The organism is Nocardioides pacificus (genome assembly GCF_054775955.1).
Genome location: NZ_BAAHCI010000011.1, coordinates 495,644 through 519,242 on the forward strand (window position 1 = coordinate 495,644; position 23,599 = coordinate 519,242).

The window sequence follows — 23,599 nt, forward strand, 5'->3', positions numbered from 1 at the left end:
GACGGGCTGCCGAGAGGTGGCGAAGCGCGTCTGGAGAGCCCGCAAATGCGACCCAGGTCACGAAACGGCAACGAGAACGCACTTTTTCCTGCGGTCCTGCGCCTCTTGACACCCTTCAGGGGCTAGGTTCACCTCCATCGAAAGTCGATGCTCCGGCGGTCCCGAACGCCGGTAGGTGCTACATCTCTCCACGGAGGCCCCATGATCCGCCAGAACCGTGCCATGCGCACCGCAGCGGCACTGGCCGCGGCAGCGCTCTTCCTCAGCGCCTGTGGCAGCGAGGACAACGACGACGACACGACCGCCTCGGAGGACACCTCGTCCGAGGCCTCTGCCCCCAAGGGGGACGGAACCCTGACGCTGGGCTCGCTGCTGCCCCAGACCGGCGACCTCGCCTACCTCGGCCCGCCTGAGTTCGCGGGCGTGGACCTCGCGGTCCAGGAGATCAACGCGGCCGGTGGCGTCCTGGGCAAGGACGTCGCGAGCTTCAAGGCCGACTCGGGCGACGGCACCCCCGACATCGCCGGGGCCTCGGTCGACGGCCTGCTCGGCAAGAATGCCGACGCCATCATCGGTGCGGCCGCCTCGGGCGTCTCGCTGAGCGTCATCGACAAGATCACCGGAGCGGGTGTCGTCCACTTCTCCCCGGCCAACACCGCTGCCGCCTTCGACACCTACGAGGACAACGGTCTCTACTTCCGTACCGCTCCCTCGGACCGCCTCCAGGGCCAGGTGCTGGGCAACATGGCCGTCGAGGACGGCTTCAGCAACGTGGCCGTCCTGGCTCGCCAGGACGCCTACGGCGAGGGTCTGGCCGAGCAGGTCGTCGAGACCCTCGAGGAGAAGGGCGCCACGGTCGCGGAGCACATCCTCTACGCCGCCGACGCTCAGAACTTCACCGCCGAGGTCAACAAGGTTGCTGCGTCGAAGCCCGACGCGATCGTCCTGATCGCCTTCAACGAGACCACCAAGATCATCCCGCAGCTGATCTCGAAGGGCGTCGGTCCCCAGGACGTCCAGCTCTACTTCGTCGACGGCAACATGGCGGACTACTCCTCGGAGAGCTTCGACCTGACCGGCGTCAAGGGCACCTTCCCGGCCCCGGGTGAGGTCAACGAGGACTTCAACAACCAGCTGCTGGAGATCGACCCCGGCCTGAAGGACTTCACCTACGGTCCGCAGTCCTACGACGCCGTGATGCTCACCGCCCTGGCGGCGATCGCGGCTGACAGCGACAACGGCGAGGCCATCGCGGGCGAGATCGTCAACGTCTCCAAGGGTGGCACCAAGTGCACCACCTTCGAGGAGTGCTCCAAGCTCCTCGAGGACGGCGAGGACATCGACTACGACGGCGTCTCCGGCCCGTCCGACATGAACGACAGTGGCAGCCCGAGCACGGCCACGATCGGCATCCAGAAGTACGACAAGGGCAACACGTACAAGCAGATCGACTCGATCTCCGGCGTCCTCGACTGACAGAGGTCACCAGCACGACAAGATGAAGGGCCCGGTCTCCGCGAGGAGGCCGGGCCCTTCGTCGTACACGGGTGGCGCGGCGAGGCTGGTGGGGCGGCGCGACAGCTTGCCGTTTGGTCCCCAACGGCGTGGATTTCGCGCCGGGGCATGTCGTCTCTGACCAAACGGTGGGGTCGGTGCCGAGGGCGCGTCGTACGGCGCGCTGTGGCGCGATGCTGCTGGGGCTCGTGCTCCGCGGGGGCTGCTGCTGTCCCGGCTGGCGGTCGCTGGCGCCGGTCGGAGGACTGAAGCTGAGTGGGCGCTGGTTCGGGCGGCGGGAGCGGGGCTGCCGTTTGGTCCCCAACGGCGTGGATTTCGCGCCGGGGCATGTCGTCTGTGACCAATCGGCATGGTCCTGGGCTCTCCCCGACCCGCAAGTCATCCAGCCAGCCAGCCAGCCAGCCCAGCCGTACGGCGATGCAGGCCACGCGCCCGCTCGCCATGGGCCTCGGCGCTCGCCCCACCGGCCCCCGAAACGCCCGTCCCCCGGCCCTGAGGGAGCGACCGGGGGACAGCGGAACGTGCGCGAGGCAGGGAGGGCTCAGGCCTTGGCGAGCGTCCCGAGGTAGAGCTCGATGACCTTGGGGTCGTTGCCGAGCTCCTTGCCCGTGCCCGTGTAGGCGTTGCGTCCCTGGTCGAGGACGTAGCCGCGGTCGCAGATCTGCAGGCAGCGACGCGCGTTCTGCTCCACCATGATCACCGAGACACCGGCGCGGTTGATGCGTCGCGTCTGCACGAAGACCTCGTCCTGCATGACGGGGGAGAGGCCGGCCGACGGCTCGTCGAGCAGCAGCACCGAGGGCTCCATCATCAGCGCGCGCCCCATGGCGACCATCTGGCGCTCGCCGCCCGACAGGCTGCCGGCACGCTGGGCGCGGCGGTCGATCAGGGCGGGGAACAGGTCGCCGACGAACTCGAAGCGCTTGCGGAACGTGGAGGGACGCTGATAGACGCCCATCTCGAGGTTCTCCTGGATCGTCAACGACGGGAAGACGTTGTTGGTCTGGGGCACGAAGCCGATGCCCTTGGCGACCAGCGCGTCGGCCCGCAGGTTCGTGATCTCCTCGCCCTTGAGGGTGATCGAGCCGGTGCCCACCTTGACGAGGCCGAAGAGCGCCTTGAGCAGCGTCGACTTGCCGGCCCCGTTGGGACCGATGATCCCGACCAGCTCGTTCTCGCGGCAGTAGAGGTCGGCGCCGTTGAGGATGTTGACGCCGGGCAGGTAGCCGGCGATCAGGTTGTCGGCGCGCAGCACCGCTCCCTCGGCTGCGGCCAGGTGCACGCGGCGCACCTCGTCGAAGTCGGCGCCGCGCGTGGTGACGTCCGTCGGCTCCTCCGCGCCGGGCTGAGCAGGGAGCTGCCCTCCGGTCGTTTGCTCGGCGGAGGGCTTCGCGAAGGGGTCAGTCATGGGGGTTCTCCCTGCTCTCCTTGGCGTGGTCGAGCTCGGTCTCCGCGGCGGCGAGGATGCGCTCCTCCTCCTCGAAGTCGAGGACGGTGTCGTGGTGGGCGCCGAGGTAGGCGTCGATGACGCGCGGGTCGCTCATCACCGAGTCGGGCGGGCCCTCCGCGATGATCCGGCCCTGAGCCATCACGATCACCCAGTCGGAGATGTCGCGCACCATGTCCATGTCGTGCTCGACGAACAGCACCGTGCGGCCCTCGTCACGCAGAGCCTTGACGTGTCCCAGCAGCGACTGCTTGAGCGCAGGGTTCACCCCGGCCATCGGCTCGTCGAGCATGACAAGCTCGGGGTCGGCCATCAGCGCCCGGGCCATCTCCAGGAGCTTGCGCTGTCCACCCGAGAGGGACCCGGCGAAGTCCTCGCGCTTCTTGATCAGCAAGAACCGCTCGAGCAGCGCGTCCGCGCGCTCGGTGTTGGCGGCCTCCTGGCCCCTCCACAACGGCGCGAACATCGCCTTGAAGAGGTTCTCCCCGGCCTGCCCGGTGGCGCCCACGCGCATGTTCTCGATGACCGTGAGCTTGGACAGCACCTTGGTGAGCTGGAAGGTGCGCACCATGCCCATCCGGGCGACTCGGTAGGCGGGCACCTTCGCCAGGCTGCGGCCGTTGAAGGACCACTCACCGGAGTCGGGCTTGTCGAAGCCGGTCAGCAGGTTGAAGAACGTCGTCTTGCCCGCTCCGTTGGGCCCGATCAGGGCCGTGATCGCGCCCCGCTGGATCTCGACGTGGTCCACCTCCACGGCGGTGAGACCACCGAAGCTGCGCACCACCCGGCTGGCCTTCAGGATCGGGTCGAGCTTGGCGGCGCCGGGCTCGTGCTCGACGTTCGCGAACATCTCGCGCGTCGTGAGCTTGGTGCCGGGGGAGGCGGAGGAGTCCCCGGTGTGCCTCCCGGTGTCCTTGGTCATGTCAGCGCCCATCGATCGCCAGCTCCCTTCGGTCCCCGAAGATCCCCTGGGGCCTGTAGATCATCAGCAGCATCAGCGCCAGTCCCATGAAGATGAAGCGCATCAGGCTGGCCTGGTTCTCGGTCATGATCCAGTCGGGGATCAGGTCGTTGCGGGTGGCCTGCTCGAAGAACACGTCCAGGAACGTCAGCATGAACCAGAAGATGATCGACCCGACCACCGGTCCCAGCACGCGTGCCGCCCCACCGAGCAGCAGCACGGTGTAGGCGAAGAACGTGATGTCGGTGGCGAAGAAGGATGGGTTGATCGCGGCGCTGCGCAGGGCGGTGATGAAGCCGGCCAGGGCCCCGAAGAGGCCACCGATGACCAGTGCCTGCATCTTGTAGGCATAGACGTTCTTGCCGAGGCTGCGCACGGCGTCCTCGTCCTCGCGCACCGACTTGAGGACGCGACCCCAGGGGCTGCGCATCAGCAGCCACACGATGAGGCAGGACAGGATGACGAGCGTCCATCCGACCAGCATCACCCAGGCGTCGTTGGGCCGCCACGTGACGAGTCCGGGTATCCCGACCGAGTCGGAGAACGGGTTGATCGAGCGGAACTCGCTGCTGAACCCGGTGAGTCCGTCCTGGCCGCCGAAGTAGTCCACGAGGGTGACCGACCCGACGGTCTGCCGGATCATCTCGGCTGCTGCGATCGTGACGATCGCGAGGTAGTCGGCGCGCAGGCGCAGGGTCGGGATGCCGAGCAGGAGGGCCAGCAGGACCGTGAGCAGCAGCCCGACGATGATGCCGAGCCAGAACGGCAGGCCCCACGTCGACACGATCGAGGCCATGCCGTAGCCGCCGACCGCCATGAAGCCGGCCTGTCCGAAGTTGAGCAGTCCGGTGTAGCCGAAGTGCACGTTGAGGCCGATCGCGGCCAGGCAGTAGATGATCGCCGAGGGGCCGAGGCCCTGCTGCAGCGACCGGCTGATCATGTCCAGTACGTCCATGGTGGTCTCCTAGCCGATTCGCTGTGCCCGGCCGAGCAGGCCTTGGGGACGGAACATCAGGACGATGATGAGGACGGCCAGGGCGCCGACGAACTTCAGCTCCGCGGGGATGAAGAGCGTCGAGACCTCGATGAAGATGCCGATGATGAAGGCACCGACCATCGCTCCCCAGATCGTCCCGAGACCACCCAGGACGGTGGCGGCGAAGACGAGCAGCAGGATCTTGAAGCCGATCTGGTAGTCGAAGCCCTGAGTCAGTCCCAGCAGGGCACCCGACAGGGCCGCGAGAGCCGCGCCGACGGTCCAGACCACCGCGATGACCCGCTGCACGTTGATGCCGGAGGAGGCGGACAGGGCCGGGTTGTCGGCGACGGCGCGCGTGGCCTTGCCGGTGCGGGTGTACTGCAGCAGCAGGGAGACGATGATCAGTACGGCGACGCCGACGACCACGACGATCGCGTCCTTCGGCGTGAGCAGCACCGGGCCGATCTCCCAGGGCTGGACCGCGGAGTACTGCGAGTAGTTGTGGTTCTGCCCGCCCGCGAAGTACTGGTAGATGTTGCGCAGGAAGATCGAGAGACCGATGCTCACGATCATCATCGCGATGACGCCGGTGCCCCGCATGCGCAGCGGCTTCCAGAGCGCCTTGTCGTTGACGAGGCCGAAGGCACCACCGACCAGGAACGCCGCGATCACCGCGACGATCACAGTGACGTCGTTGCCGAACACGGCGATCTTCCCCGGCAGCTGGTCCACCGCGTAGGCGACCAGCGCCCCGAAGGTGATCAGCTCGCCGTGGGCGAAGTTCGTCAGCCCGGTCGTCCCGAAGATCATCGAGAGGCCGAGCGCCGCCATCGCGAGCAGCACCGAGAAGACGATGCCGCCGACGGCCAGCTGCAGCCCCTGCGTGAGCTTGCCCGAGCTGCCCGGAAGGGCGTCACCGACCGGGAAGGTCACGAAGACGTCCGAGTCGAGCTGGATCCGCTGCTCGAGCTCCACCTGGTCGGGGTTGCGCAGGTCGGAGCCGTCAGGGAGCGAGTCGGTGTCGATCTTGATGACGAAGGTCTGACCGAGGTTGGTGATCGCGGTGCCGGGCAGTGCGATGTCGAAGAACCCGGTCTCGTCGGTCGTGTCCTCCCCGATCGGGTTGCCCTCGCTGTCCTCGACCGTGATCGAGACGTCGGGGACCGGGGAGGCGGGCTTGTCGCGGGTGTCGGTGAGACAGCCCTTGATATGGATCGTGTCGTCGTTGCGCGGCTCGGGCTGGACGCACGTGGGGGTGTCCGCGGCGTGGGCCGAGCCTGCGCCGGGGCCCAGGATCGCCAGCATGGCGATCGCCAGGGCGCCGAGCACGGCCACCCACGGGGCGCGGGGCGCGGCCATGGGGAGTGGTGAGCGGGGGTGCATGGGCCTCCTGTCGCAAGGACAGACTCGAACGTGGTGCGGTGGACCCAAGCGACAGCGCCGCTGGCTCAACCAACTCACCGCACGGCCAGGTGGCCGGGGTTTGGGGGAACACAGTAGGGCCGTAAGGCCCGTCTTGGGGACACTCTCGACAACAATGGGGTCACGGATGTGCTGCCGGGCGGGCACGATCCGGCCACGAGGTCAGCGCGCGAGCACGACCAGATGGGTGATCGCCGGCGCCAGGATCAGGGCAGGAAGCAGATCGGCGACCGGGATCTCCCGCACCCGCAGCAGTCGCAGCGCGACGCCCACCAGCAGCAGCCCGCCGGCCGCGGTCACGGCGGCGAGGTGTGCGTCCGGGAGGACACCGCCGATCCCCACGCCGGCCAGCGTCAGTCCACCTTGCACGGTGACGATCGTGACGATGCTGGCGCCCACCCCCCAGCCGAACGACGCCGCGAACGCGATGGCTGCGAAACCGTCCAGCGCGGACTTGAGGAAGAGCTGGTCGGCGCCGTTGCCCAAACCGTCGTTCAGCGATCCCAGGATGGTGAGCGGTCCGGTGCAGAACAACAGGGACGCTGCGACGAATCCCTCGATGAAGCGCTGCCGCTCGCGCGAGTCGTCGCTGCCGCGCAGCCGGCTCTGCAGCCATCCGCCGAGCTGCTCCACACGCTGCTCCAGGCGCAGGGTGGACCCCACGATCCCGCCCAGGAGAAGTGCGGCGAGCACGATCAGCATGGGGGCGCTGTCGCCGACGGCGGCCCCGAGCGCCGGGTCGAGGACCGCGATCGCCGTCGTGCCGGCGATGAGCAGGGTGACGAGGCCGAGCGCGTCGGTGACCACGTCGCGGGTGCGCACGGGCAGCCGATTGCCCAGCAGGACGCCGATCAGGGTGCCCCCCGCGACGGCGAGCACATTGACCACGGTGCCGATTCCGACGAACACGGGACTCCTCTGTCAGCGACGGTGGCCTGAGCGTAGTGTGGAGGAACGGACTGCACTCGGGGGGAGTCGTCGTAGTCTGGATCTTCCCTTGGACTGCAGTTCGCGGTGCCCCCGCGGACGGAACCGGAGGCATGCGATGAGTCGGTCGACCGTGACCCTGCGTGACGCGTCCCCCGCGGATGCCGCCAAGCTCGCCGAACTGTGGGCCGACATCGTGCGACGTGGCGACCACGTCGAGCGGGTGGCGGACCTCGACGTGCTCATCCTGCGCGCCGACATGGACCCGGACATGCGCATCGTCGTCGCGGAGTACGACGGGCAGGTCGCGGGCGCCGTTCACCTGCAGGCGACCACGCTCTCGGCGCTGAACCTGGAGCCCGTCGTCCAGGCACTGTCTCCGCAGGTCTTCCCCGAGTTCCGTCGCAAGGGCCTGGGGCGGGCGCTGATGGAGGCTGCCGTCGTGTTCGCCGAGGAGAAGAGCATCCCGCACATCGCGACGGCGTCGACCAGCAGCTCGCGCGACGCCAACCGCTTCATGGCGCGCCTCGCCTTCGCCCCCCAGGCGGTCCTCCGGCTGGCGCCGACGTCCGCCGTCCGTGCGAAGCTCACCGCCCAGCGTCCGGCCTTCGCCCGCACCACGACCAACCGGCCGCTGGGCCAGCTGCTGGCCGCCCGACGGTCGATGCGGCGCTCTCAGGTCACACCCAGCTGAGGGTCACCCCCAGCAGGCTCAGCCGTTGAGCCGCTCGGTCGGGATCAGGGCGCAGGTGATGCGCGAGGTGCAGATCCGCTTGCCGCGCTCGTCGGTGATCACGATCTCGTAGGCGGTGCTGGTCCGTCCGAGGTGGATCGCCGTAGCGACGGCGGTCACCGTCCCGGACGTCGCGGAGCGGTGGTGGGTGGCGTTGATGTCGACGCCGACCGCGAGCCGGTCCGGGTGGGCGTGGATGGCGGACCCGATGGAGCCCAGGGTCTCGGCCAGCACGACCGAGGCGCCGCCGTGCAGCAGGCCGTAGGGCTGGGTGTTGCCCTCCACCGGCATGGTCGCGACCAGCCGCTCGGGGGAGACCTCCTGCAGCTCGATGCCCATCTTGTCGTTGAGCCCTCCCATCCCGTGCGGCATCGAGGCCAGGTAGGCCTGGACATCGAGGGAGGCGTCGGTGCCGGTGCCGGTGCCGGTGCTGGGGCTTGCGGGGGTGCTGGGCGCGGTGGGGGTCGTGTCGCTCATGCCCGTCATTGTGGCGGGACCCCGTGGCGCGGAGGGCAGGGGGTGCGCCCCGATAGAGTCGACGGGTGCCTGAGATCGCCCCGTCGCCCGATGTCTCCTCCGTCCGCCCTCGGCTGTTGCTGCTCGATGGACACTCGCTGGCCTACCGTGCGTTCTTCGCCCTGCCGGTGGAGAACTTCTCCACCAGCACCGGGCAGCACACCAACGCCGTCTACGGCTTCACCTCGATGCTCATCAACGTGCTGCGCGACGAGGAGCCCACGCACGTGGGCGTCGCCTTCGACAAGTCGCGCCAGACGTTCCGCCTGGAGGAGTACCCGGAGTACAAGGCCAAGCGCAACAAGACCCCCGACGAGTTCAAGAGCCAGCTCCCGCTGATCCAGGAGGTGCTGGACGCACTCCACATCCCGCACCTGATGATGGACGGCTTCGAGGCCGACGACATCATCGCGACGCTCACGACCCAGGCCGTCGCGCAGGGCTTCGAGGTGCTGATCCTCACCGGCGACCGCGACTCCCTGCAGCTGGTGAGTGACACGTCGACCGTGCTCTACCCGATGCGAGGCGTCAGCGAGCTGGCCCGGATGACACCGGAGGCGGTCCAGGACAAGTACGGCCTGCCGCCGCACCGCTACCCCGAGCTCGCGGCGCTCGTCGGCGAGGACTCCGACAACCTCCCCGGCATCCCCGGGGTGGGACCCAAGACGGCCGCGAAGTGGATCAACACCTACGACGGGCTCGACAACGTCATCGCGCGCGCCGACGAGGTCAAGGGCAAGGCGGGGGAGAGCCTGCGCGCGCACCTCGGCGACGTGATCCGCAACCGTCATCTCAACCGCCTGGTCACCGACCTGGCACTGCCCGCCTCGCCCACCGACCTGCTGCGTCGTCCCTGGGACCGCCAGGAGGTGCACACGCTCTTCGACGGCCTCGAGTTCCGGGTGCTGCGCGACCGCCTCTTCGAGACCCTGGAGTCCGAGGAGCTGGTCGAGGAGGGTGGCTTCGAGCTCGAGGGCGCCCGGTTGGCGCCCGGCGAGGCGGCGGCGTGGCTGGCGGAGCACGGGCGCACCGTCGAGGAGGGGACTCGCGTCGGCGTTGCCGTCCAGGGCAGCTGGCGGGCGGGGAGCGGAGAGGTCTGGTCGGTCGCACTGGCCGCGGCCGACGGCACCGCCGCGTGGCTGGATGCCAGCACGGTCACGCCCGAGGACGACACCGCGCTGGCCGCCTGGTTCGGCGACGCGGACGTGGCCAAGGTCCTCCACGATGCGAAGGGGCCACAGCTGGCTCTCGCCGCCCGGGGCTGGCAGCTGCGTGGCCTGGTCAGCGACACCGCGCTCGCGGCGTACCTCGTCCGTCCCGACCAGCGCTCCTACGACCTTGCCGACCTCACCCTGCGCTACCTGCGCCGCGAGCTGCGTCAGGAGTCGGCCGACAGTGGGCAGCTCAGCTTCGACAGCATCGACGACTCCGGGGCCTCCGACACCGCGATGCTGCACGCCCGGGCGGTGCTCGACCTGGCCGAGGCGCTGGACGAGGCCGTCGAGGAGCACGGCGGCACCCGGCTGCTCGCCGAGGTGGAGCTGCCCCTCGTCGACCGGCTCGCCGCGATGGAGCAGGTCGGGATCGCCGTCGACATCGAGCACCTGGAGAGCCTGGAGTCGCACTTCGGCGACGAGGTGAGGACGGCCGCGGACGACGCCTACGCCGTGATCGGCAAGGAGATCAACCTCGGCTCGCCCAAGCAGCTGCAGGTGGTGCTCTTCGACGAGCTCGGCATGCCGAAGACCAAGCGCACCAAGACCGGCTACACCACCGACGCCGACGCGCTGCAGCAGCTCTTCGAGAAGACCGAGCACCCGTTCCTGCAGCACCTGCTGCGCCACCGCGACGTGATCCGGCTGCGCCAGACCGTGGAGGGGCTGCTCAAGACCGTCGCCTCCGACGGCCGCATCCACACGACCTTCAACCAGATGATCGCGGCGACCGGCCGGCTCTCCAGCACCGACCCCAACCTGCAGAACATCCCGGTGCGCACCGAGGAGGGACGCCGCATCCGCGAGGCGTTCGTCGTGGGGGAGGGCTACGACTGCCTGATGACGGCCGACTACAGCCAGATCGAGATGCGGATCATGGCCCACCTGTCGGAGGACGCGCTGCTGATCGAGGCGTTCCGCTCCGGGCAGGACTTCCACTCCATCACTGCGGCCCGGGTCTTCGACGTCGAGCCTGACGCGGTCGGTCCGGAGATGCGGGCCAAGATCAAGGCGATGAACTACGGCCTCGCCTACGGGCTCTCGGCCTACGGTCTCGGCCAGCAGCTGCGGATCAAGCCGGGCGAGGCCCAGGGTCTGATGGACGAGTACTTCGAGACCTTCGGCGGGGTCCGCGACTACCTGGGCGGCATCGTCGACGAGGCCCGCCGCTCGGGCTTCACCGAGACGATCATGGGACGGCGCCGCTACCTCCCCGACCTGACCAGCGACAACCGCCAGCGCCGGGAGATGGCCGAGCGGATGGCGCTGAACGCACCGATCCAGGGTTCGGCGGCCGACCTGATCAAGGTCGCGATGCTCTATGTCGACGCCGCGATCGCGGAGCAGGGACTGCGCTCACGGATGCTGCTGCAGGTCCACGACGAGCTGGTGCTGGAGGTGGCGCCCGGCGAGCGGGAGACGCTGGAGGCGCTGGTGCGCGAGCAGATGGGACGAGCCGCGGAGCTGACGGTGCCGCTCGACGTGTCGGTCGGCACCGGTCGCAGCTGGCACGAGGCGGCTCACTGAGCCGGGGCTGACGCCTCTCCTGTCGCGGGGCCCGTCGCGGGTTCCGTCGCCTCTCCCGTCGAGGGGGCGGCGGACGAGGTATGCCGGAGGCTCACGGCCAGGAGCACGGCCAGCAGGACGGCGTCGGCGCTCGCCACGACGGCGAGCAGGGTGTCGAGGGTCGACATCGCGATGCCCGCGACCACCATCACGCCCAGTGTCCCCCAGATGAGGTAGACCGAGCGCTGTCCCTGCCGGGCGAGCACGGCATAGACCAGCAGCTGGAGCATCGCCAACAGCGTGCCGAGCACGGAGAACAGCCACAGCCGCGATTCGACGTCGGCGAACTTCGCTCCGCCGACGAAGACCATCGCCAGGCCGGGAAGCACCGCGACCGCCAGGGTGCACAGGGAGCCCAGTCCGGCGACCAGGAGCAGGCTGCGGGTGAGCGCGCGGCGGCGCTGTTCGACGGAGGACATCGCAGGGAAGGCGACCACGACGACGAACTGGGGCAGGAAGAGCACGGCCTTGGTGAGGATCAGCCCGCCGGCGTAGAGGCCGGCGCTGTGGTCGTCGAGGACGTTGCGCGCGACGACGATGTCGAGGTTGGAGAGGGCGAAGAACGCCAGCAGGGCCTGGGAGTTGTGGATCGTCTCGCGCACCACGGCCCCGGCGGCGTGGGTGCTGCTGCGCTCGCCGGGGTGACGTCCGCGCAGGACGTACCACCCCACGATGACCGGTGCCACGGCCCCGAGCGCGACACCCGCGATGGCGCTGGTCTCGCTGGGCCGCCAGAGGAGGAGGGCGGTCCCGATGGCCAGCCGCGGCACGCCGCTCGCGATGTACATCACGGCGAGGGGATACCAACGGCGCTCGCCCTGGAGGATGCCGGCCTGGCCACCCATCAGGGTGATCGGCACGGCCGCGACGGCGACGAGCATCGCGGTCGGCAGGTCGTCGAGACGCAGCACCCGGTTGACCACGGGGGAGAGCGCGAGCATCACGAGACCGAGCACGATGGAGCCGCGCACGGCGACCCGCAGGATCACGTCCTCGATCTGACCGACGTGCTCGGGGTCCGAGGAGATCCGGCGGGCGGCGGTGGCCTGCAGGCCGAGCTGGACCACGCTGACGACGAGCAAGGTCGCCATCAGCCCGGCCAGGGCGCCGTACGAGCGCGGACCGAGGATGCGTGCGGCGATCATCGTGAACCCGTAGGTGGCGACATTCATGACCGCCATCGCGACAGCGATGAAGCCACCGCTTCTCAGGAACCCCGGAACCGCGAGCCTGGTGTTCGCCACGAGGCGGAGTTTGCCACAGCCAATCCGACCGTAGCCGCGTCCCCACCCCAGCCAGCGGCTAGCCTTGGCCCGCCGTTGGGGAGACCAGGAGGAGTGGAGCGCATGGGCAAGGACGTACGACGTCTGCTGCGCGCACCCCGAACGGCCATCACCAGCTCCACCACCAGCTCCTCCACCAGATCTTTGGCCGGCCCCGCGGTCGGCTCCAGCACCTCCTCGGCGGGGCTGGTCGCTGCGGGTCTCTATGCCGTGATCGTGCTGATGTCGCTCGCCCAGGACGCCGGGCGAACGACGTACGACACCCGTGCCGAGCTCACGGAGCGGCCGCTGTCGTTCCTGGCCGAGGCCTTCGTGCTGTGGCACCCCGACACCAACTTCGGGGAGATGCGCAACCAGGCCTACGGCTATCTCTTCCCGCAGGGCAGCTGGTTCGCGCTGACCGAGCTCGCCGGCATGCCGGGCTGGGTGAGCCAGCGGCTCTGGTCCGCCCTGGTGCTGATCCTGGCGCTCGAGGGGGCCCGCCGGGTGGCGCGTGTCATGGGCCTGGCGCCGGGGGCAGCGCTGCTGGCCGGGCTCGCGTTCGCATTCACCCCCCGCCTGCTGGGCACGGTGTCGGTGATCTCGGCGGAGTCCCTGCCGGGGGCGGTCCTGCCCTGGGCCACGCTGCCGGTGCTGCTGGCCCTGAGCGGTCGGCTGCGCCCCCTTCCGGCAGCCGTGCTGAGCGGCGCCGCGGTCGTGTGCATGGGCGGCGTCAACGCCGTCGAGGTGGCGGCGTGCCTCCCGCTGCCGGCCATCCTCGTCCTGTGGGGCGTGCGTCGTGGGATGGTCGGCTGGCGCTTCGCCGCCCAGTGGGGAGCCAGCATCCTGGTCGCGGCCCTGTGGTGGGCGGTGCCGCTGCTCGTCCTGGCCGGCTATGCGCCGCCCTTCTATGCCTACGTCGAGAGCGCGGCCGACACCACCTCCGTCGTGGGCTGGTCGGAGGCCGTGCGCGGCAGCTCGCAGTGGAACGCCTATCTGCTGGCCGGCGACCGGGCGTGGTGGCCGGGCGCCTTCTTCCTGGTGACGGACCGCGTGATGGTGCTGGTGGCGGCCGTCGTGTCAGCGGCCGGGCTGGTCGGTCTGGTCCGCCTCCGCTCCGACCTGCGTGTCCCGTTGATGCTGGCCGCGCTGCTGGGGCTCTCGCTCCTGACTGTTGCGCACGGCGGCTGGGAGGGCTCCCCGCTGGCCGCGGGCTTCCGCGAGGCTCTCGACGGCACCCTGCAGATCTTCCGCAACGTGCACAAGATCGACCCGGTGGCGCGCCTGCCCCTGGCGATCGGCTTCGGCTGGGCGGCGCAGGAGGCGTCGAGTGCGCTGCTGCGATCGCTGCGTGAGAGGTGGCCGGCGCGGGCCGACGAGGTGCGTCGCAGCGCCGGGCTGATCCTGGCCCTGCCGGCCGCCCTGGTGCTCGTCCTGGGCGCTCCCTACCTCGCCAACGACGTCCGCACGCCGGGCTGGACCCGGATCGCCGACCACTGGGTGCAGGCGGAGCGCTACCTCACCGCACACCAGGACGGCCGCACGACGCTGGTCCTCCCCGGGAGCGGGTTCGCCATGCACGACTGGGGCTGGACCCTCGACGAGCCGCTGCTGGTGCTCGGCGAGGCCGACTTCGTGAGCCGCAGCCAGGTGCCGCTGATCCCGGGTGAGTCCATCCGGTTCCTCTCCGCCCTCGACCAGCTCGTCACCTCGGGACGCGCCACCGAGGACCTGGGCGACCAGCTCGCCCGCGCGGGGATCGGGCACGTCGTGATCCGTCGCGACCTCAGCCGGTCCCTGACCGCATCCCCCCACCCCGGGGGCGCCGCGGTCTCCCTCCAGACGGCGGGCCTGCGCTCCGTCGCGTCGTACGGCGGGGAGCGCGACGGCGGTGATGAAGTGGAGATCTTCGAGGTCGACACCCGGCTGTCCCAGGTGCGGGCCACCCCGGTGACCTCCGTGCGGACGGTCGCGGGGGCGCCCGAGAGTGTCCTGGACCTGCAGAGCGCCGGCCTGGTGGAGCCTGGTCAAGCGACCGTGCTCGCCGGCGAGCCGGGCTGGGACGCGCAGCCCGACGTGGTCACGGACTCCGACCAACGGCGCGAGCGTGCCTTCGGCGCGGTCAACGAGGCGCTGGCCGTGGTGATGACGAAGGACGAGCCCTACCGCACCGGCCGTGCCGTGCACGACTACCCGACGGTGCCCGACGCCTCCCAGGTCGTGGCGGTCTACGACGGGCTGTCCGGGCTGAGCGCCACGTCGTCCCAGGGCTACGCCGACACGTTCGGGGTGGTCACTCCGCAGGCCGGTCCCTATGCCGCCGTCGACGGCGACCGCGAGTCGCGCTGGGTGACCTCGCCGGCGAGCAACCCACGCGAGCAGAGCCTCCGTATGAACTTCGAGTCGCCACGCTCGGTGCGCGAGGTGACGGTGCTCCCGGTCGTCGAGGATCGCGGGATGCTGCCCATCCGCACGCTCGAGGTGGTGGCCGGCGACCAGCGGGTGGAGCAGGAGATCGGGCCGTCCGGCACCCCGGTCGAGTTCCGCCTGTCCGGCGAGGAGGTGTCCTCGCTCGAGGTCCGGATCACCGGGGTGCGCAGCGCCCAGACCCGCGGCTCCGTCGGCCTGCGTGAGGTGCAGGTCGACGACCTCGAGCCGGTCCGGACCTTCCAGGTGCCGGCACAGGTCGACCCCGGTGCCTCCTGGTCGTTCGGGAGCCAGGCCGAGCAGCGGGCCTGCCGCGCGACGACCGGCGTGCCCGACTGCGACGTACGCCGGATCCGCCGCAGCGAGGAGTACGGCGGGATCGACCGCACCTTCCAGATGTCCGGGGCCGAGAGCCTCGACGTCGACGGGCTGGCCGTCGCCCGCAGCACGGCAGCCACGGCACGTCTCCTCGAGCCGCTGGGCAGCGAGCAGGTGGTGGGGGCCACCTCCGTGTACGGCTCGGACCCGAAGGTCGCCAGCCGGTTCGCCTACGACGGGGACGAGTCGACGGTGTGGCTCTCGGCCGACGAGGACGCCCGGCCCACTCTGATCTTCGAGTGGGAACGGCAGCGGACTGTCACCGGCATCTCCATCGCGTCCGGGTCGTCGTTCGACGGGCCGGCCCAGGCCGTCGTCTCCACCCGCGACAGCTCGCAGACCGTCGAGGTGGGCGCTGACGTCACCGTGCCGCTCGATCGCATCCGCACCCGCCGTCTCGAGGTCACGTTCGTGCCCCGCGAGGGGGTCCGGCACGTGCGCGTGCCGGAGGTCGAGCTGCTCGGCGCGGACATCACGCGTCCCTTCGCCCCCGACGACCCCACCGGCGCCATCTGCGGGCTCGGGCCCAACCTCGAGATGGACGGCGAGCTTCTCCCGACGCGGGTGATCGGCACCATGGCCGACCTCGTCAACGGCAGTCCGTTGCGGATCGAGGCGTGCGACCCCGAGCGTGAGGCGCAGCGTGAGCCTGCAGGCGACGCAGACGAGGGCGCCGATCGCGGGGAGGAAGCGGACCTCAGTCTCGCTGCGGGCGACCACCGGCTCCGGGCGCCCTCCACCGAGGAGTTCCAGGTCGTCCGGGTCAACGCCCGGCCGCACGGGACCGACGCGGGCGCCCTGGGCTCCCGGTCGGTGCAGGTGCAGGACTGGGGCGACAGCGAACGACGTCTGCAGGTGGCCACCGGCCCCGAGGCGGTCCTCCACGTCCCGGAGAACTACAACCGCGGCTGGGTGGCCACCCTCGACGGCCGTCCTCTGGACTCGCTGCGTGTCGACGGGTGGCAGCAGGCGTGGGTGGTGCCGGCCGGGGCCGGGGGCGAGGTGCTGCTGGAGTACGAGCCCCAGGCGCTGCACGCGGTGCTGCTCCCGGTGAGCCTCGCCGTCAGCGGGCTCCTGCTGCTCGCCGGGCTGATGGTGCTCGTGTGGCGGCCGCTTCGTCGTCCCGCCGTCGGCGCGGCCACCGACGTTGCGTGGTCGCGGGCTTGGCCGCCCCCGGTCGCCGCGGGCTGGGGGCGCACGCTCGTCGTCCTCGTCCTCATGCTGGCGCTGGCAGGTCCGGTCGGGGCGACGGCGTTCCTGGTCGCCGCCGCGCTGACCGCGATGCGTCCGCACCTGGTGCCTCGTGTGCTGGTGCTCGCCGCCGTGCTGGTCGTGGGCGCCACCGCCCTGGACGTCGTCGCTGACACGCGTCTGGTCAAGGACGTGGCCGATGCGCTCGCCGTCTCCGCGACGGGGCTGGTCGCCGGACTCGTCCTCGGCGTGACCGCCGCACCGGGCAGGAGGAGCAACCATGACCGCCGCTGATGGGCCCCGCCGCGCCGTGTGGGGCGGGCGCCAGGGGATGGCTGCCCTGGCGGTGCTGGCGGCGACCGCGATCTGGCGCGGGGTGCTGCTGCGCGACTCCTTCTTCAACCAGGACGACTACTACCTCGCCGCGCGCGGAGCTGCCAGCGAGCTCGGCTGGGACTACCTCCTGCGCGACACCGCCGGGCACGTCAACCCCGGCCAGCAGATCGCCTTCTGGACGCTCAGCCGGGTCGCGGCGTTCGACTGGGGCTCGGTGGCGCTGTTCGTGCTCGCGATGCAGCTGCTCACCACGGTCGCTCTGTGGCACGTGCTGACCAGGATGCTTCCGGGCAGCTGGGTGCGGGTGCTGCTACTCGCCGTGTTCTCCTGGTCGCCGCTGACGTTGGCGACGACCCTGTGGTGGAGCGCGGCCATGGCGCTGTGGCCGCACGTCTTCTTCTCGGTGCTCGCGGTGCTGATGTGGCTGCGCAGCAGCCAGGGGGCCGGACCCCGGTGGCTCAACCGGGTCGGTTGCCTGCTGGCCCTGTGCGGAGGGCTGCTGTGGCACGAGCGGGCCGTGCTGATCCCCGCGGTGGTGTTCGGCGTGGCCGTCGCGATGGCCGACGACGCCTCCGGGTGGCGCCGGCTCCCACGGGCGCTGCGCCGTGACTGGCCGCTCTGGCTGGGGCACGCCCTCGTGCTGGGCGGCTTCCTGTTCGCCCACTCCCGGCTCACCACCGTGGAGGGCGGTGGCAGCTCGGTGCGCGAGTCCTTCTCGATCACCTGGGCCTTCATCGCCGAGAACGTGCTGCCCGGTCTGCTCGCCGGGCCCTGGGCCGGTGGGGTGGACGGGGGCGCCGTGGTGCCCGCGGTGTGGGTCCCGTGGGTGGCGGTGGCGCTCACCGTGATCGCTGTCGTCCTGCTGCTGAGGGTCGGGGGACCCGGCGGTTGGTGGGCCCTGGTGCTGCTCGTCGGGTACATCGCCGCGGACCTCACGCTGCTCCTGGCGGGCCGAGGCGGCTTCGGGAGGGTCATCGCGCTCGACCCCCGCTACTCCTCCGACATCCTCCACGTGGCCGTCCTGAGCGTGGCCGTGGCGATCCGGGGACACCGGGTGCCGGATCGCCTCAGACTCGGGCAGGGGCTCCCGTGGGCGGACCGGAGAGCGGCCATCCTGCTGGGCCTGGGGACCGCCTACCTCGTCGGGTCGGTGCTGGGCACCGCCGTGCTCGTGCCGCACTTCCAGAACCAGGACGACCGGGAGTGGCTGACGAACCTGCGGGCAGACCTCGCCGCCGACGGTGACCAGGTCGTCTTCGACGAGCTCGTGCCGGAGGAGATCCTGCTGCCGCTGCTCGGGCGGGAGGCGCTGGCCTCCCAGGTGCTCGGTCCGCTCCCCGAGCGGCCGTTCTTCGACCGGCCCTCCGCTCGCCTGAGGAGGCTGACCGACTCGGGCAACCTCGTGCCGATCACCCTGGACGGCTGGATCAACGCTCGCCCCGGCCGGACCGAGGGCTGTGGGCACGCCGTACGCGAGCCCGGAACGAGCATCCCGATGGAGGTGCCCGTGAGTGGACGCCTGGCCGTGGAGGTCGGCTACTTCACCGACCGCGAGTCCACGGTCGAGGTGACGACCGGCGACTGGTCGGCGCGCTTCCAGACGGTGCCCGGTCCGAGCGAGATGTGGTTCGTGCTTCCCGACTTCGAGGAGCCGGTGCGCTCCTTGCGGATGCGCCTCGTCGACTCGGATGCCACGGTGTGCGTGACCGGCCTGCGAGCGGGTTATCCCGAGGGGTCCTGATCGTGCGCAGGTGGCTGACGGCTCTGGGACTAGCGGTGGCCGTCCTCGGGCCCGTGCTGCTGCTGCCGGGCTACACGCTGCGCGGCGACATGGTGTTCACTCCCCAGCAGCCGTGGAAGGACGCCTGGCTCGGGCTCGACGGGTCCGTCCCCCGGGCGGTCCCGATGGATGCGCTGGTCTCTCTAGCCACCCAGGTGGTCCCGGGGTGGGTGGTCCAGCGTGTGTTGCTCGGGGGCGCTCTGGTGGCAGGGGTGCTGGGGGTCGAGCGGATGCTGGCGGCGTACCCCTGGTTCGCCCGACTCGGTGCCAGCGTGCTCTGGGTGTGGAACCCGTGGGTGGCCGAGCGCCTGCTGATCGGGCAGTGGGCCACCGTCGTGGGCTACTGCCTCCTCCCGTGGGTGGTCCTGGCGGCGGCGGCCATGCGCGACGACGTACGGCGTGGGTGGACCGGCCTGACGCTGATCCTCGCCCTGAGCGCGGTCGCCAGCCCGTCGTCCGGACTGATGGCGGGGCTGGTCGCCGTGTGCGTGGTGGCTGGTCGCCGGCGTGCCCTCGGTCTGACCGTGGCTCTGTGGATCCTCACGAACCTCCCCTGGGTCGTGCCAGGGCTCCTCGCCGTGTCCGCGGCCTCGGGGGGCGCGGACGGGTTCGACGAGTTCGCCGCACGCGGCGAGTCCCTGGCCGGGGTGGTGGCGAGCCTGCTCTCGCTGGGCGGCATCTGGAAGTCCTCGATCCACCCGGATGAGCGGACCAGCGCCCTGCTCGTGCTCGCCTCGTGCGTCCTCACGCTCGTCGCGCTGCTCGGTCTGCGCTCCGCCGCGCATCGGCCCGGTCAGCAAGGGACCACGCGCGCTCTGGGGGTGGTGGCCGTTGTCTCCTTCGCCGTGGCGCTGCTCCCCGCGGCACCCGGGGGAGCGGACCTGCTGGCCCGGATCGCCGACGTGCTGCCGGGAATGGCGATGCTGCGTGATTCGCACCGCTTCCTCGCTCCGGCCGTGCTGGTGATGCTCCCCGGGCTGGCCGGCGCCCTCGTCTGGCTGCGCGAGCGGGCGGGGTCCGGGCGCGAGGCGCTGCTCGCGGTCGTGGGGCTGGTGGTCGTGCTCCCCGTGCTGCTGCTCCCCAGCCTGGCGTGGGGAGCGGCCGGCCGGCTGGAGCCGGTCGACTACCCGCAGGAGTGGTTCGACGTGGCGTCGCTGCTCGAGCAGGAGGGGCCGGCACGGACGGTGGTCCTGCCCTGGACGGGCAGCTATCGCGGGTTCGAGTGGAACGACCACCGCGCCGTGCTCGACCCTGCGCCGCGGTTCTTCCCCGGCGAGGTGCTCATCGACGACCGGGTGCTCCTGGGCGAGGACGTCATCGCGTCCGAGGACCCGGCCTTGGAGCGGGTCACCGCGGCTCTGGCCGCCCCCGATCAGGCGGCCGCGCTGCGCGCTGAGGGGGTCCGCTGGGTGCTGGTCGAGAAGGGGCATCGCACCGGCCGCATCCCCGAGGGCGACATCATCCACGAGGGGCAGGGGCTCAGGCTGCTGGATCTCGGGGCGACCGTGGCTCCCGATCGCCCAATCACTGGTCGGACGGGCATCGCGACCGCTATGTTACTCACTGGTCTGGTCGTCGGTGCGGCTTGGGTCACACGAGTGCGTCACACGATGTAGTGTGCGCCACACCTGAAATATGTTCTAGGGAGGAACCCCGTGATCAACAGCCTCATCGCTGCCGTCGTCGGCAGCGTCCTGGCCAGTGTCACGCTGGTCGGTGGAGTCAACCTCTACCAGTCCAGCAGCGAGACCGAGCCGGTCTCGTCGTCCGATCTCTACACCTACGCGGACGAGTAACAGCTCCCATCAGGCGAGGGCTGCGGCCCTGTCAGCATCATGACGCGGCTCCGGTCGCGTCCACCCGCTGCAACAGATGGGAGGGCCGTCACTTGCTGCAGCTGATCATTCCGGCGTTCAACGAGGAACATCGGCTTCCGCGCACGCTGCGCGACCTTCGCCACTACGTGGTGGGTCGCAGCAGGCTGCCCGGACGCATCGAGGTCATCGTCGTCGACAACGCCAGCACGGACGCGACCGCTGAGGTCGCCCGTCAGGCGGACAGCCTCGCCCTGCCGGTGCGCGTGCTCTCCTGCCCGATCCCGGGCAAGGGGGCGGCAGTGCGTGCCGGCGTCGCGGCGACGGAGGCCGAGCTCGTCGGCTTCATGGACGCGGACGGAGCGACGTCCCTCGAGGCGCTGGACGAGGCCTGGCGACTGCTGGCCGTGGGTGCCGATGTCGCGATCGGCTCCCGGGCCGTCGCCGGCTCGGTGACGCAGGCGCGGCACTCCTGGCTGCGCGAGCAGGGCGCCGTCGCCTATCGCCGGGTCGCCTCGCAGATCGTGCCGGGAGTCAACGACACGCAGTGCGGCTTCAAGCTGATGCACGGAGAGCTTGCCCGTTCGGTCTTCGCCGAGCTGCGCACCACCGGCTTCTCCTTCGACGTCGAGATGCTCGCCCGGGCCCGGGCCCACGGCGCCAGCATCACCGAGTTCCCCGTCGTCTGGACCGACGTTCCCGGCTCGACGTTCGAACCGGCCCGCGACGGAGCCGGGTCCTTCCGCGACCTGGCGCTGATCGCGTGGCGGCTGCGTAGCGTGCGCGCCGGCTCCCGGGTGGCCTCGCTCGTGCCCGCAGTCGCCGTCCCGGCGGCGGCGGCCGAAGGCTGAGGCCCGCGGTGGTCACAGGCGCACGCGTGGCGGTGCTGAACTGGCGCGATCTCGGACACTCCCTCGCCGGGGGCTCCGAGCGCTACGCCTGGGAGGCTGCCCGCGCTCTGCGCGAGGCGGGCGCCCAGGTGGAGTTCGTCACCGCACGTGAGCCGGGTGACCGTCCGGTGGAGCGGGTCGAGGGCATCACGGTCCGTCGACGCGGCGGCCAGTTCACCTACTACTTCTGGGTGGTCTGGTACCTCCTCACCCGCAGACGGCGCCTCGACGTCGTGATCGACCCCGAGTGCGGCATACCGTCATTCTCCCCGCTCTTCCTGCAGCGCCGCACCGCGGTCGTGCTGGTGGTGCACCACGTGCACCTACGTCAGTTCGACGCCTACTTTCCCCGCCCACTGGCCCTGCTGGGCAAGTTCCTCGAGGGCTGGCTGATGCCGCGCGTCTATCGAGGCACACGCACGGTGGCGGTGTCGGACTCGACGCGACACGAGATGCAGGACCTGCTCGGCTTCCGCGGCGAGATCGGCATCCTCGCCAACGGCGCCTCGGTCCCCGACGACGAGGGCGTCCGCGTCGAGGACAAGGACATCGACCGGGTCCTGGTGCTTGGTCGGCTGGTGCCCCACAAGCGGGTCGGACTGGTCGTGCGCGCCATCCACGAACTGGCCCAGGAGCGGCCGGGGCTGCACCTCGACATCTGCGGTCGTGGCCCCGAGGAGGCGTCCCTGCGATCGCTGATCGCCGAGCTCGGTCTCGAGGACCGCGTCACGCTGCATGGCTTCCTCCCCGAGGAGGAGAAGGAGGCTCTGCTGCGCCGCAGCGTGCTGCACGTGTGCGCCTCCGACCTCGAGGGATGGGGCCAGGTGGTTGTGGAGGCCGCCGGATACGGCGTGCCGACCGTGGCACGCGACGTCCCCGGCCTGCGTGACTCCATCAGGGACGGTGAGACCGGCTGGCTGGTCCCCGACGTCCCCGGAGACCTCGACTCGGTCTCCACCCGACTCACCGAGCAGCTGCGGGCGACCCTCGCTGAGCTCGAGCAGTTCGAGGTCCGCGCCCAGACGTTCAAGGCGTGCCGGGAGTGGGCCTCCACCTTCAGTTGGCAGCGCATGCGCGGCGAGATCCGCCAGCTCGTCGACGAGGAGGTCGGCCTCCGCCGCTGAGGATCGACTCACCGGCGGCGTCCCGCCTCACCAGACTTCCACCACTACTAACGAAACATCACACGGCTCGCGAGTGGTTCGCGTGCCGCATGACTGAGAGGGAACCACCCCCATGCGTCGAAAAATCGGCCCCATCCTTGTAGGACTGGGTGTCTTCCTCCTGGTGGCTGCCGCCCTGATGCGGTTCTACGCATACCCGGCGCTCGCCGTGGCCCCGGACGACCAGAACTCCGTCACGAAGCTCGCTGCAGAGGGCGCGACTGTCTTCGACAGCGACCCCGAGGTCCTGGAGACCTTCACCACCGACCTGACTGCCGTGAGCCGGACCGTCAGTGACGTCGAGGCCACCAAGGACGCGCCGGACGGCGTCCTGATCTACACCGGGACCACCTCGGTCACCGACGCAGATGGCGTCGTCCGCACGCGCAGCGCGGAGCGCATCGCGTTCGACGAGGTCTCGGGTGCCGGCGTCGACTGCTGCGACACCTTCGAGGAGACCGAGGAGGGCAAGGCTGAGGTCGTCACCCGCAAGGGGCAGATCCTCAAGTTCCCCTTCAACACCCAGAAGGAGGACTACGACTTCTGGGACGGCGACCTGAAGGACTCCGCCCCCGCGAAGTACGAGGGTGAGGAGGAGGTCAAGGGCCTCGACACCTACAAGTTCGTGCAGACGATCCCCGAGACCGAGGTCGGCACGCGCTGGGTCCCGGGCTCGATCCTGGGCTCGGAGGAGTCCACCGTCGAGGCCAACGTCCTCTACCGCAACACCCGCACCATGTGGGTCGACCCGGTCACCGGCGCGATCATCGACCGCACAGAGGACCAGCACAGCCAGCTCGAGTACGAGGGTGAGCTCCTGACGACGACCGAGGCCGTCCTGGAGTACACCGACGAGCAGGTTCAGGAGAACGTGGACGAGTACAGCGGCAAGGCGTTCCTGCTGAGCGGCATGCGCGGCACCTTCCCGATCGTCGCCCTGCTGCTGGGCCTGATCCTGATCGTCGCCGGCGTGCTGCTCGCGCGTCGTCGTGACGAAGGCGCTGCCGAGAGCAGCGCCCACCGCGGCGAGTCGGTCACGCTCAACAAGTGATGGCGGGCTGACCGGTCCATCGGGACC

17 protein-coding genes are annotated in these 23,599 nt (G+C 70.5%); 10 read left to right on the forward strand and 7 right to left on the reverse strand.

Annotated elements, in window-relative coordinates; all coding sequences use genetic code 11:
• Positions 1–201 precede the first annotated feature (201 nt).
• Positions 202–1,476 (forward strand): ABC transporter substrate-binding protein, encoded by a 1,275-nt coding sequence (locus ACYU7L_RS15980; protein WP_460798557.1) that lies wholly within the window; start codon positions 202–204, stop codon positions 1,474–1,476.
• 580 nt (positions 1,477–2,056) lie between these two features.
• Here the strand turns inward: ACYU7L_RS15980 and ACYU7L_RS15985 are convergent.
• The 5 genes from ACYU7L_RS15985 to ACYU7L_RS16005 all read right to left on the reverse strand — a co-directional run bounded on the left by ACYU7L_RS15985 (position 2,057) and on the right by ACYU7L_RS16005 (position 7,233).
• A complete protein-coding gene (locus ACYU7L_RS15985) occupies positions 2,057–2,923 on the reverse strand; it encodes an ABC transporter ATP-binding protein (protein ID WP_460798559.1) in 867 nt (288 codons plus the stop codon).
• On the reverse strand, positions 2,916–3,884 hold the full coding sequence (locus ACYU7L_RS15990) for an ABC transporter ATP-binding protein (protein ID WP_460798562.1): 969 nt from the start codon (positions 3,882–3,884) through the stop codon (positions 2,916–2,918). The genes ACYU7L_RS15985 and ACYU7L_RS15990 overlap by 8 nt, the downstream gene beginning before the upstream one ends.
• A 1-nt stretch (position 3,885) precedes the next feature.
• Positions 3,886–4,878 (reverse strand): branched-chain amino acid ABC transporter permease, encoded by a 993-nt coding sequence (locus ACYU7L_RS15995; RefSeq protein ID WP_460798564.1) that lies wholly within the window; start codon positions 4,876–4,878, stop codon positions 3,886–3,888.
• A 9-nt stretch (positions 4,879–4,887) separates the two neighbouring features.
• Positions 4,888–6,261 carry a branched-chain amino acid ABC transporter permease gene (locus tag ACYU7L_RS16000; protein ID WP_460798566.1) on the reverse strand — a complete coding sequence of 458 codons (1,374 nt, stop codon included), beginning with the start codon at positions 6,259–6,261 and terminating at the stop codon, positions 4,888–4,890.
• A 225-nt stretch (positions 6,262–6,486) separates the two neighbouring features.
• A complete protein-coding gene (locus ACYU7L_RS16005) occupies positions 6,487–7,233 on the reverse strand; it encodes a DUF554 domain-containing protein (protein WP_460798569.1) in 747 nt (248 codons plus the stop codon).
• A gap of 136 nt (positions 7,234–7,369) precedes the next feature.
• Here ACYU7L_RS16005 and ACYU7L_RS16010 point away from each other — a divergent pair, with 136 nt between their 5' ends.
• Positions 7,370–7,945, forward strand: a complete 576-nt coding sequence (locus tag ACYU7L_RS16010; protein WP_460798572.1) for a GNAT family N-acetyltransferase — start codon at positions 7,370–7,372, stop codon at positions 7,943–7,945.
• Positions 7,946–7,963: 18 nt separating this feature from the next.
• Here ACYU7L_RS16010 and ACYU7L_RS16015 read toward each other — a convergent pair whose 3' ends face one another.
• Positions 7,964–8,461 (reverse strand): PaaI family thioesterase, encoded by a 498-nt coding sequence (locus ACYU7L_RS16015; RefSeq protein WP_460798575.1) that lies wholly within the window; start codon positions 8,459–8,461, stop codon positions 7,964–7,966.
• Between the two features lie 65 nt (positions 8,462–8,526).
• Here ACYU7L_RS16015 and polA point away from each other — a divergent pair, with 65 nt between their 5' ends.
• Positions 8,527–11,241, forward strand: coding sequence for a DNA polymerase I (gene polA / locus ACYU7L_RS16020; RefSeq protein ID WP_460798577.1), 2,715 nt, complete (start codon positions 8,527–8,529; stop codon positions 11,239–11,241).
• Here the strand turns inward: polA and ACYU7L_RS16025 are convergent.
• Positions 11,235–12,524, reverse strand: a complete 1,290-nt coding sequence (locus tag ACYU7L_RS16025; protein ID WP_460798579.1) for a lipopolysaccharide biosynthesis protein — start codon at positions 12,522–12,524, stop codon at positions 11,235–11,237. The two genes, polA and ACYU7L_RS16025, sit on opposite strands and share 7 nt — an antisense overlap.
• 102 nt (positions 12,525–12,626) lie before the next feature.
• On the opposite strand from ACYU7L_RS16025, the gene ACYU7L_RS16030 reads away from it, so the two are divergent.
• The 7 genes from ACYU7L_RS16030 to ACYU7L_RS16060 all read left to right on the forward strand — a co-directional run bounded on the left by ACYU7L_RS16030 (position 12,627) and on the right by ACYU7L_RS16060 (position 23,572).
• Positions 12,627–16,832: an alpha-(1->3)-arabinofuranosyltransferase domain-containing protein gene (locus ACYU7L_RS16030; protein WP_460798581.1), complete on the forward strand. Its 4,206-nt coding sequence runs from the start codon at positions 12,627–12,629 to the stop codon at positions 16,830–16,832.
• Complete coding sequence (locus ACYU7L_RS16035; RefSeq protein ID WP_460798584.1) at positions 16,819–18,615, forward strand: hypothetical protein; 1,797 nt, start codon at positions 16,819–16,821, stop codon at positions 18,613–18,615. The genes ACYU7L_RS16030 and ACYU7L_RS16035 overlap by 14 nt, the downstream gene beginning before the upstream one ends.
• Before the next feature lie 2 nt (positions 18,616–18,617).
• Positions 18,618–20,270 (forward strand): hypothetical protein, encoded by a 1,653-nt coding sequence (locus tag ACYU7L_RS16040; RefSeq protein WP_460798586.1) that lies wholly within the window; start codon positions 18,618–18,620, stop codon positions 20,268–20,270.
• Positions 20,271–20,309: 39 nt separating this feature from the next.
• Positions 20,310–20,450 (forward strand): hypothetical protein, encoded by a 141-nt coding sequence (locus ACYU7L_RS16045; protein ID WP_460798588.1) that lies wholly within the window; start codon positions 20,310–20,312, stop codon positions 20,448–20,450.
• A 92-nt stretch (positions 20,451–20,542) separates the two neighbouring features.
• On the forward strand, positions 20,543–21,319 hold the full coding sequence (locus ACYU7L_RS16050) for a glycosyltransferase (RefSeq protein WP_460798591.1): 777 nt from the start codon (positions 20,543–20,545) through the stop codon (positions 21,317–21,319).
• 26 nt (positions 21,320–21,345) lie between these two features.
• Positions 21,346–22,482 carry a glycosyltransferase family 4 protein gene (locus ACYU7L_RS16055; protein WP_460798594.1) on the forward strand — a complete coding sequence of 379 codons (1,137 nt, stop codon included), beginning with the start codon at positions 21,346–21,348 and terminating at the stop codon, positions 22,480–22,482.
• A 112-nt stretch (positions 22,483–22,594) separates the two neighbouring features.
• Complete coding sequence (locus ACYU7L_RS16060) at positions 22,595–23,572, forward strand: PorA family protein (RefSeq protein WP_460798596.1); 978 nt, start codon at positions 22,595–22,597, stop codon at positions 23,570–23,572.
• Positions 23,573–23,599: the final 27 nt, after the last annotated feature.

Bases quoted from the DNA above. Each gene is read 5' to 3' on its own strand.
- ACYU7L_RS15980 (WP_460798557.1), top strand. From the start codon at position 202: ATGATCCGCCAGAACCGTGCCATGCGCACCGCAGCGGCACTGGCCGCG.
- ACYU7L_RS15985 (WP_460798559.1), bottom strand. From the start codon at position 2,923: ATGACTGACCCCTTCGCGAAGCCCTCCGCCGAGCAAACGACCGGAGGG.
- ACYU7L_RS15990 (WP_460798562.1), bottom strand. From the start codon at position 3,884: ATGACCAAGGACACCGGGAGGCACACCGGGGACTCCTCCGCCTCCCCC.
- ACYU7L_RS15995 (WP_460798564.1), bottom strand. From the start codon at position 4,878: ATGGACGTACTGGACATGATCAGCCGGTCGCTGCAGCAGGGCCTCGGC.
- ACYU7L_RS16000 (WP_460798566.1), bottom strand. From the start codon at position 6,261: ATGGCCGCGCCCCGCGCCCCGTGGGTGGCCGTGCTCGGCGCCCTGGCG.
- ACYU7L_RS16010 (WP_460798572.1), top strand. From the start codon at position 7,370: ATGAGTCGGTCGACCGTGACCCTGCGTGACGCGTCCCCCGCGGATGCC.
- ACYU7L_RS16015 (WP_460798575.1), bottom strand. From the start codon at position 8,461: ATGAGCGACACGACCCCCACCGCGCCCAGCACCCCCGCAAGCCCCAGC.
- ACYU7L_RS16030 (WP_460798581.1), top strand. From the start codon at position 12,627: ATGGGCAAGGACGTACGACGTCTGCTGCGCGCACCCCGAACGGCCATC.
- ACYU7L_RS16035 (WP_460798584.1), top strand. From the start codon at position 16,819: ATGACCGCCGCTGATGGGCCCCGCCGCGCCGTGTGGGGCGGGCGCCAG.
- ACYU7L_RS16060 (WP_460798596.1), top strand. From the start codon at position 22,595: ATGCGTCGAAAAATCGGCCCCATCCTTGTAGGACTGGGTGTCTTCCTC.